The sequence below is a fragment of the Micromonospora globispora genome, from assembly GCF_003857015.1.
Taxonomy (GTDB): domain Bacteria; phylum Actinomycetota; class Actinomycetes; order Mycobacteriales; family Micromonosporaceae; genus Micromonospora; species Micromonospora globispora.
Genome location: NZ_QGGF01000119.1, coordinates 1 through 6690, shown reverse-complemented (window position 1 = coordinate 6690; position 6690 = coordinate 1). Strand labels below are relative to the sequence as shown.

6 protein-coding genes are annotated in these 6690 nt (G+C 72.3%); 3 read left to right on the top strand and 3 right to left on the bottom strand.

Features of this window, described 5'->3' with window-relative positions:
• Positions 1–75 precede the first annotated feature (75 nt).
• Both DKL51_RS04355 and DKL51_RS04350 read left to right on the top strand, forming a co-directional pair.
• The gene (locus tag DKL51_RS04355) at positions 76–2385 is read left to right on the top strand and encodes an RNA degradosome polyphosphate kinase (RefSeq protein WP_185734701.1); all 2310 of its coding nucleotides are present in this window, start codon (positions 76–78) and stop codon (positions 2383–2385) included.
• 40 nt (positions 2386–2425) lie between these two features.
• The gene (locus tag DKL51_RS04350; RefSeq protein ID WP_109947052.1) at positions 2426–3307 is read left to right on the top strand and encodes an NUDIX hydrolase; all 882 of its coding nucleotides are present in this window, start codon (positions 2426–2428) and stop codon (positions 3305–3307) included.
• A gap of 127 nt (positions 3308–3434) precedes the next feature.
• Here the strand turns inward: DKL51_RS04350 and DKL51_RS04345 are convergent, their stop codons facing one another.
• From DKL51_RS04345 to leuC, 3 genes are all read right to left on the bottom strand, one after another.
• Positions 3435–4067 (bottom strand): HU family DNA-binding protein, encoded by a 633-nt coding sequence (locus tag DKL51_RS04345; RefSeq protein ID WP_109947053.1) that lies wholly within the window; start codon positions 4065–4067, stop codon positions 3435–3437.
• Positions 4068–4239: 172 nt separating this feature from the next.
• The gene (gene leuD, locus DKL51_RS04340; RefSeq protein ID WP_109947054.1) at positions 4240–4827 is read right to left on the bottom strand and encodes a 3-isopropylmalate dehydratase small subunit; all 588 of its coding nucleotides are present in this window, start codon (positions 4825–4827) and stop codon (positions 4240–4242) included.
• Positions 4828–4844: 17 nt separating this feature from the next.
• Positions 4845–6287 carry a 3-isopropylmalate dehydratase large subunit gene (gene leuC, locus DKL51_RS04335; RefSeq protein WP_124811749.1) on the bottom strand — a complete coding sequence of 481 codons (1443 nt, stop codon included), beginning with the start codon at positions 6285–6287 and terminating at the stop codon, positions 4845–4847.
• Positions 6288–6336: 49 nt separating this feature from the next.
• Here leuC and DKL51_RS04330 point away from each other — a divergent pair.
• The coding region (locus tag DKL51_RS04330; protein ID WP_148097722.1) for a helix-turn-helix domain-containing protein at positions 6337–6690 on the top strand (354 nt) is incomplete at its 3' end.

Genomic DNA, 6690 nt, shown 5'->3' with positions numbered 1-6690 from the left:
ACGTTGCCGACGATGGCCTGAGCCACCCTGCCGGAGTTCATTTTCCGTTCACCTGAATCGGGGAATCATGGGGTGGTGAGCACCCCTCGCGAACACGCTGCCCGTCCGCCGCACGCCACCGACCCGGCCGAGCCCCGCAACGGCGTCCGCACCCGCGACGCCGAGGGGCGGTTCCGCGCCTCGGGGGAGACCGTTCCCGCCACGCCCGAGTCCCCCGGCACCGACGTCGCGGCCGCCTCGGCGGGGCTGGAGGAGGTGCTCGACCCGGTCACCGGCCCCGCCGCGCCGGTCGCCAGGGACGTCGAGCCGCCGGCCGCCGAACCGCTGCCGGAGGACCGCTTCCTCAACCGGGAGCTCTCCTGGCTCGACTTCAACGCCCGGGTGCTGGCGCTGGCCGAGGACCCGCGCACCCCGCTGCTGGAGCGGGCGAAATTCCTGGCCATCTTCGCCGGCAACCTGGACGAGTTCTACATGGTGCGGGTCGCCGGCCTGAAGCGCCGCCTCTCCGCCGGCCTGCCGGTTCGCGGCGGGGACCGGCTGCCGCTGCGTACCCAGCTGGAGCTGATCTCGGAGAAGACCGCCGACCTGGCCGCCCGGCACGGCGCCTGCTTCGTCGACGACGTGCTGCCGAAGTTGGCCGCCGAGGACATCCGCATCCTGCGCTGGACCGACCTGGACGACGCCGAGCGGGAGCGGCTGCGCACCTGGTTCCGCGAGCACATCTTCCCGGTGCTCACCCCGCTGGCCGTGGACCCGGCGCACCCGTTCCCGTACATCTCGGGGCGGTCGCTGAACCTGGCCGTCGCGGTTCGGGACCCGGACGGCGGCTCGGAGCTCTTCGCCCGGGTCAAGGTGCCCAACAACGTGCCGCGCTTCGTGCGGGTGGCCCGGGACCAGCCGGGTGTCCGCTTCCTGCCGGTCGAGGACCTCATCTCGGTGCACCTCGGGCAGCTCTTCTCCGGCATGCAGGTGGTGGAGTGCCACCTGTTCCGGGTCACCCGCAACGCCGAGGTGGAGGTCGACGAGGACCGCGACGAGGACCTGCTCCAGGCGCTGGAACGGGAGCTGGCCCGGCGCCGGTTCGGCCCACCGGTCCGCCTGGAGGTCGCCGCCTCGATCTCCGACCACATGCTGGAGCTGCTCGTCCGCGAGCTGGACATGGACAGCCACGACGTGCTGCGGGTCCGTGGCCTGCTCGACCTCTCCGCGCTCTGGCAGGTGTACGGCGAGGCGGACCGCCCCGAGCTCAAGGACCCGCCGTTCGTGCCGGCCACCCACCCCCGGCTCGTCGAGGGTGAGGTGCCGCGCAGCGTCTTCGCCACACTGCGGGACGGGGACATCCTGGTGCACCACCCGTACCACTCGTTCGCCACCAGCGTGCAGCGCTTCATCGAGCAGGCCGCCGCCGACCCGGACGTGCTGGCCATCAAGCAGACCCTCTACCGGACCAGCGGCGACTCGCCGATCGTGGACGCGCTGGTCGACGCGGCCGCCGCCGGCAAGCAGGTGGTGGTGCTGGTGGAGCTGAAGGCTCGCTTCGACGAGGTGGCGAACATCGGCTGGGCGCGCACCCTGGAACGCGCCGGCTGCCACGTCGTGTACGGCCTGGTGGGCCTCAAGACGCACTGCAAGACCGCGCTGGTGGTACGCCAGGAGGGCAACCAAATCCGCCGGTACTGCCACCTCGGCACCGGCAACTACCACCCGAAGACGGCCCGGCTCTACGAGGACTTCGGGGTGCTCACCGCCGACCCGGAAATCGGCGCCGACCTGACGGATCTGTTCAACGTGCTGACCGGCTACAGCCGGCAGACCGCGTACCGGCGGCTGCTGGTGGCGCCGCAGGGCATCCGCAGCGGCCTGATCGAGCGGATCGAACGGGAGATCGCGCACGTCCGGCTCGGCATGCCCGGGCTGGTGCAGTTCAAGGTGAACGCGCTGGTGGACGAGGAGATCACCGACGCGCTCTACCGGGCGTCCCGGGCCGGGGTCCACGTGGACCTGCTGATCCGTGGCATGTGCACGCTGCGGCCGGGGGTGCCGGGGCTGTCGGAGAACATCCGGGTCCGCTCGATCCTCGGCCGGTTCCTGGAGCACTCCCGGGTCTTCCGGTTCGGCAACAACGGCGACGCCGAGTTCTGGATCGGCTCGGCCGACCTGATGCACCGCAACCTGGACCGGCGGGTCGAGGCGCTGGTGCAGGTGAGCGACCCGGTGGCCCGGGCCGAACTGGACCACGTGCTGACCGCCGCGTTCAGCCCGGAGGTGGCGGCGTTCGAGCTGGCCGCGGACGGGACCTGGACCCGGCGTACCGGCACCGACGAGGTGCCGCTGGCGGACCTGCAGGAGCTGCTGCTGCACCGGGTGGGCGGAACGGCCAGCTGAGCGGCCCACGGCGCGCTCCGGCCGGGCTTACGGTGATCCGATGACGGACGACGAGCCGGTGGAGATCCGGGCGGCCGGCGGGGTGGCCTGGCGGCCCGGCGCCCGAGGCGTGGAGGTCTGTCTCGTGCACCGCCCCCGGTACGGCGACTGGTCGCTGCCCAAGGGCAAGCTGGAGTCCGGTGAGCACCCGCTGCTGGCGGCGGTCCGCGAGGTGGCCGAGGAGACGGACGTGCGGGCGGTGCCGCAGGTACGCCTCTCGACCGTCCACTACCGCAGTGAGGGCCGGGCCAAGGCGGTCGACTACTGGTCGATGCGGGCCGCGGCGAACGGCGGCTTCCAGCCGGACACCGAGGTGGACGAGGTGCGCTGGCTCCCCGTCGACGACGCCGTACGCCTGGTCAGCTACCCGCACGACGCGGAGGTGCTCGGCGCGTTCGCGGCGCTGCCGCAGGTCACCGCCGTGGTGGCGCTGGTCCGGCACGGGCACGCCGGCAAGCGGGCCACCTGGTCCGGGCCGGACACCGGCCGGCCGCTGGACGCCACCGGCTGGGCGCAGGCCCACGCCCTGGCCGAGCTGGTCGCCCTGGTCCGCCCGGTACGCCTGCTGTCCGCCTCGGCCCGCCGCTGCGTGCAGACCCTGGACCCGGCGGCGGCCCTGCTGGACCTGCCGATCGAGGTGGTCGGCGACCTGGACGAGCCGAAACCGGGTCAGCAGCAGGAGGAGTGCGCGTTGGCCGTCGCCGCCTGCCTGGCCGAGCTGGCCGGCGCCGGGGCGCCGGTCGCGGTGTGCAGTCAGGGAAAGGTGATCCCGGGCGCCCTGGAGCGGCTGACCGGTCGGGCGGACGACTTCACCACCCCGAAGGGCGGTGGCTGGCTGCTCGCCTTCTCCGGCCACCGGCTGGTCGCCGCCGACCGGCTGTAGGACCGAAGCCGGCCAAAATGGGTCGGGTCGGTCGGCGGCCCGCCAGGCGTCGCCGAGGGCGTGAGCCCCGGCGTACACGCGGAAGGGCGCCCACCACGACGGGTGGACGCCCTTCGGGTCGGGGCGGTCAGCGCCGGGCGGCCGCCTTCTTGGCCGGAGCCTTCTTCGCGGGCGCCTTCTTGGCCGCCGTGGTCTTGGCGGCGGTGGTCTTCTTGGCCGCCGTGGTCTTCTTCGCCGCGGTGGTCTTGGTCGCCGCGGTGGTCTTCTTGGCTGGGGCGACCTTCTTCGCCGCAGCGACCTTCTTCGCCGCAGCGGCCTTCTTCGCCGGGGCGGCCTTCTTCGCCGCGGCGGCCTTCTTCGCCGGCGCGGCCTTGGCCGCGGCGACCTTCTTCGCCGGAGCAGCCTTCGCTGCGGCCGCCTTGGCGCCGGCGGCCTTCGCGCCCGCCGCGGCGGTCTTCTTGGCGGCGAGGGTGTTCTTCGGCACCTTGCCGCTGGCCACCATCTCCTTGAAGCCGGCGCCCGGGCGGAAGGTCGGGACGGAGGTCTTCTTGACCTTCACCGCCTCGCCGGTCCGCGGGTTGCGCGCTGTTCGGGCGCCCCGGACGCGCTTTTCGAACGCTCCGAATCCGGTGATCGCCACCTTCTCGCCCTTGGTGACCGCCCCCTGGACCTCGGCGAGGACCGCGTCGAGCGCGGCCGTCGCCGTCTTCCGGTCCCCCAGGCGAACGGCGAGCGCCTCGATGAGCTCGGCCTTGTTCACGACTTCCTCCCGATTGTGCAACTGACTCGACGCGAGCCATTCTGCGCGCACGGTATGCCCTGTGCTGCCGGGACACAAACATTCGATGGAAAAAAGCCCTTGTGTCCCAACGGATTCGCCCCCACCGGCCGGGCCGGTGGGGGCGAAAACCGATGTACGGCGGGGCGTACGGCTATGCGACCGAGGGCAGGAACGACGGCCGGGCCGCCTCGAAGGCACTGATCTGCGCCTCGTGCCGGAGGGTGAGTCCAATGTCATCCAAGCCCTCCATCAGCCGCCAACGGCTGTGGTCGTCCAGCGGGAAGGCCCAGGTGGCGTCCCCGGCGTGGACCTGGCGGGCGGTGAGGTCGACGGTGACCGGAGTTGTCGGGTCGGATTCCACCAGATCCCAGAGTTCCTCGACGGCTTTCAATTCCAGCTCCACCGGAAGGAGACCTTCCTTGAGTGCGTTGCCGCGGAAGATGTCACCGAAGCGCGGAGCGATGACGGCCCGGAAGCCCCAGTCCCGCAGCGCCCAGACGGCATGCTCCCGTGAGGAGCCGGTGCCGAACTCCGGGCCGGCGATGAGAATCGACGCGCCCGAATGGGCGGGATCATTGAGCACGAATGTGGGGTCCTCCCGCCACGCGCTGAAGAGCCCGTCGGAGAAACCGGTCCGGGTCACCCGCTTGAGGTACACGGCCGGGATGATCTGGTCGGTGTCCACGTTGGAACGGCGCAGCGGCACGGCGGTGCCGGTGTGGGTGGTGAACTTGTCCATCGGGAGCGGTTGCCCTTCTACAGGTCGGCGGGAGCGGCCAGCCGGCCGACCACGGCGGTGGCGGCGGCGACCGGCGGGGACACCAGGTGGGTACGCCCGCCCCGGCCCTGGCGGCCCTCGAAGTTGCGGTTGGAGGTCGAGGCCGAGCGCTGGCCCGGCGAGAGCGTGTCGGGGTTCATTCCGAGGCACATGGAGCAGCCCGCGAAGCGCCACTCGGCGCCGGCGTCGGTGAAGACCTTGTCCAGCCCCTCCGCCTCGGCCGCCTCCCGCACCGCGGCGGACCCGGGGACCACCAGCATCCGTACGCCGTCGGCGACCTTGTGGCCGCGCAGCACGTCGGCGGCGGCGCGCAGGTCCTCCAGTCGGCCGTTGGTGCAGGAGCCGACGAAGACCACGTCGACGGCGAGGTCGCGCAGCGCCGTGCCGGGCGTCAGGTCCATGTACTCGAGGGCGCGTCGGGCGGCGGTCCGCTCGGAGTCGGTGACGAACTCCTCCGGGTCTGGCACGGCCGAGCCCAGCGGGGCGCCCTGACCGGGGTTGGTGCCCCAGGTGACGAACGGGGTGATCCGGCTGGCGTCCAGGGTCACCTCGGCGTCGAAGGTCGCCCCCTCGTCGGTGGGGAGCGTCTTCCAGTACGCCACCGCGGCGTCCCAGTCCGCCCCCTGCGGCGCGTTCGGCCGCCCCTTGAGGTACGCGAAGGTGGTCTCGTCCGGCGCGATCATGCCGGCCTTGGCGCCCCACTCGATGGACATGTTGGCGATGGTCATCCGGCCCTCCATGGAGAGCGCCCGGATCGCCTCGCCCCGGTACTCCACGATGTGGCCGCGGCCGCCGCCGGTGCCGACCTGGGCGATCAGGGCGAGCACCAGGTCCTTGGCGGTGGCGCCCGGGGCGAGCTGTCCGGTGACGTTCACCGCCATGGTCTTCGGGCGGGCCTGCGGCAGCGCCTGGGTGGCCAGTACGTGTTCGACCTCACTGGTGCCGATGCCGAAGGCGAGCGCACCGAACGCGCCGTGGGTGGCGGTGTGCGAGTCGCCGCAGACGATGGTCATGCCGGGCTGGGTCAGGCCGAGCTGCGGGCCGATGACGTGCACGATGCCCTGGTTCTCGTCGCCCAGCGGGTGCAGCCGTACGCCGAACTCGGCGCAGTTGCGGCGCAGCGTCTCGATCTGGGTGCGCGAGGTCGGGTCGGCGATCGTGAGCAGGTCTCCGCGGCGCTCGCGGAACGCCGGGTCGGCGTACCCGGTCGGGGTGTTGTGGTCCTCGGTCGCGACCGTCAGGTCGGTACGGCGGACCCGGCGGCCGGCCATCCGCAGCCCGTCGAAGGCCTGCGGGCTGGTGACCTCGTGCAGCAGGTGCAGGTCGATGAAGAGCAGATCCGGCTCACCCTCGACGGACCGCACGACGTGCGCGTCCCAGACCTTCTCGGCCAGGGTCCTCGGTTGAGTGACTCCCACCATCTGGACATCCTAAATTCTGGGAGGTAAGTTTCGGCTTGTGGGACACAGTATGAGCGGTGTCGGCGTTCTCGACAAGGCGGTGGTCATCCTGGCCGCCTGTGTCGACGGCGCCAGCCTGGCCGAACTCGTTGAACGCACCAAGCTGCCCCGAGCCACCGCGCACCGGCTGGCACAGGCGCTGGAGATCCACCGGATGCTGGTCCGGGACACCCAGGGGCGCTGGCGCCCCGGGCCCCGGCTCGGCGAGCTGGCCAACGCCGCGCCGGACGTGCTGCTGACCGCGGCCGAGCCGCTGCTCGCCGCGCTGCGGGACGCCACCGGGGAGAGCGCCCAGCTCTACCTGCGCCGCGCCGACGAGCGGATCTGCGTGGCCGCCGCCGAGCGGGCCAGCGGCCTGCGGGAC